This is a genomic window from Moorena sp. SIO2C4 (assembly GCF_010672485.1).
GTDB lineage: Bacteria > Cyanobacteriota > Cyanobacteriia > Cyanobacteriales > Coleofasciculaceae > Moorena > Moorena producens.
On sequence record NZ_JAAHGN010001218.1, the window covers coordinates 1 to 2,069 of the forward strand.

Below are 2,069 nucleotides of genomic sequence, written 5' to 3' on the forward strand. Positions count from 1 at the left end.
TTGATCTATTCCGATCGCCTGAGAGTAATCAAGACTTGGATTATCGGTTACTGGTTGCTTCCCATCATCAATCACCCAATCTATCCACAATTGTCCATAGCAAGGACGAATTGTCACTTCTTTGACCCAGTCAGGGTCTATAAACTGAGGAGGATATAAGACTATCTGTGTCAGTAGTTCCGGTTTGCTTTCTTTACTGACAGAGGGATAAAACAATCCTTTCTTATAGGTAAGAGCTTGTCGAGGAAAGGTAACAGCAGCCAATCCTCCAGATTTTCTGTACCTAGGGAACCTAGGTCTATCTATTTGACCCTTGTAGTAAAGCCCGACAAGTTGATTGTAACTAGTAATTGCCTCACCTACAGTTTTTAAAGTTTGTTGAGCAGACTGAGCAGCCATTCCCTTGTAGTGAGGAGACATTTTTAAGGCTTTATCTAATTCAGGATATTTAGTAGTGCATTTGTATGTTTTCCACCCAGCTCTTAGTTCATCTCCACGCCAGTAAGTAGAGTAAGCTCCCTGTTCCTCAAGCCATTTGTAATGTTTATGTTTTGCATAATAAATGGCGCAATTAAACAGACTGTTGGCTTGTCGGCATTGAAATTCCCAAAAAGCCCTTTCTTCTTCTGAAAATGTCGCTCTGACAGGAATTGTCTTGTACAATTTGCATCACCTCCTTGTCTACTATTATCATTGCTACTACAGGTCTCGTCAAAAGAAGTCCGGGTAAATGGCAAAATTATCTCACAAAGATTATGAGTACCGTCGAACCGAAGGATCGGTCTCATCAATTAATTATCATTTCGTCTTTGTTCCAAAACGCCGAAAGGCTGTACTCGTAGATCATGTAGCCCGACAGCTTCAGGAAATAATATTTGATTTGGTTTCTGAACATGCCTGGAAGTTGATCGCAAAGCGAGATAATGCCTGACCACGTTCATCTATTTCTTAACGCACCAACCCATGAATCTCCTGCTGAGATAGCCCGGTGGGTAAAAGGTCGAGCATCTCATCACCTGCGGAAAGAATTTCCTAACCTCAAAAAACTGCCCTCATTGTGGACTCCGACCTATTTTGTGGCCTCAACAGGTCAAGTCAGCACTGAGGTGGTCAAAAAGTATATAGAAAGTCAAAAAGGGAAATAGCCAGGACACTTTAAGGGGGTTAACCCCGTCTCTGTTTTTCATCCCCGGGCTAAAGCCACAGGGTTCTCAAATTTCAGGAAGTTTTGATAGCCATCCATCATTGCTTCCGACCGCCGAGACTTTAAGCTGGGATTTTGCCGTAAATGCCGTTTAATTGCCCGACGTTGCTCTCTAATACTCAAAAACCAACTGCGGCTACGATTCTCTGGCTGATACTGCCACTTGAGCAGATGACCAAGCAGAACGCAAAGGCGAGTTACTAATTCCCGATATTCCTGTCTTCCCAAAGCTTGAATTTCTTCCTCCAGATGCTGCCAATCAAGCTTAGAAAATTGCTTATGCTTCAGTGCTTGGGCTTGCTGCTGAGTCCAACCATAAAAGTCTTGCTGGTATAGGGAAGGTTTATCCATAAAATTGAGAAAGTTATTACCGTTTTTTACATTACCCAAAATACCTATATAGTTTATTATCTCTTGCCTTTTGCCTGTTGTCTGTTGCCTAAAGTAGTATGTTCAAAATTTAAATTAAAATACGACTAACTGGAACAATTTTATCTATTATAAACCTTGATAAACCTTACAATATCATTCTGTCCAGCCCTCAATCATTGGCATTAAAATATTCACCAGCGGGTGGTCTATAGCTTCTTTTAAGGCTTCAGTTCCTTCAGCTTCCAAGGCATTGATTACTTTAGCTTTCAGGGTAGGATTACTCTTGATTTCTTGAGTGACCTTAGCTACAATTGCTAATTTTTCAATTTCGGTTGTGGTTGCTTTGGTTTGTGAGAGTTGGTTTAGGAGTTGCTGAATCTCTGCTGCTGCCTCTGCCAAATTTTGTTTTTGGGCTGTGGCATAGTTGTTCTGAGTGCTAACTATTTGGCTGTCATTGGCTGTTCCCGCGTAAGCAAAAGCGTTTGAGGAATTT

The 2,069-nt window shown here is 41.4% G+C and carries 1 protein-coding gene and 3 pseudogenes; 1 reads left to right on the forward strand and 3 read right to left on the reverse strand.

Annotation, left to right across the window (positions count from 1 at the left end):
* The coding region (locus F6K20_RS35795; protein ID WP_502708918.1) for a nuclease/transposase family protein at positions 1 to 663 on the reverse strand (663 nt) is incomplete at its 3' end.
* A 67-nt stretch (positions 664 to 730) separates the two neighbouring features.
* On the opposite strand from F6K20_RS35795, the pseudogene tnpA reads away from it, so the two are divergent.
* Positions 731 to 1,145, forward strand: a pseudogene (gene tnpA, locus F6K20_RS35800) (IS200/IS605 family transposase).
* Between the two features lie 83 nt (positions 1,146 to 1,228).
* Here the strand turns inward: tnpA and F6K20_RS35805 are convergent.
* Together F6K20_RS35805 and F6K20_RS35810 are read right to left on the reverse strand one after the other, a co-directional pair.
* Positions 1,229 to 1,555, reverse strand: a pseudogene (locus tag F6K20_RS35805) (DUF29 domain-containing protein); the annotation flags it as partial.
* A gap of 174 nt (positions 1,556 to 1,729) precedes the next feature.
* Positions 1,730 to 2,069, reverse strand: a pseudogene (locus F6K20_RS35810) (pentapeptide repeat-containing protein); the annotation flags it as partial.